1 protein-coding gene is annotated in these 248 nt (G+C 48.0%); it reads right to left on the reverse strand.

The features are described from left to right. Positions 1 to 248, reverse strand: a 248-nt coding sequence (locus SB765_RS32335; RefSeq protein ID WP_410932855.1) for a hypothetical protein, incomplete at both ends; no start/stop codon positions are given.

A 248-nucleotide genomic window follows, 5' to 3' on the forward strand; every position in this document is an offset into this window, starting at 1 on the left:
CTGAGCAGCAGGAAGAGAGAAACTCCTAAGATCTCTTTTACTGACTTCGTAAGATTTATAATTTCCGAGCCCTCGTGCGGGTTTAAAAGGTCCCACGCCCAACACAAAGATATTCAGCTTCGTCTCATAGTGACCAACCGGCAAATGAAAAATGGGGCTGCCAGCCACGAAATCCGCTGCAAACCCATCGGTTTCAAAATTGTATTTTAGATCCCATCGGGTGTACCCATAGTGCGGAGCCCCGTGCT

Source organism: Pseudomonas sp. SIMBA_067, assembly GCF_046534675.1.
GTDB lineage: Bacteria > Pseudomonadota > Gammaproteobacteria > Pseudomonadales > Pseudomonadaceae > Aquipseudomonas > Aquipseudomonas putida.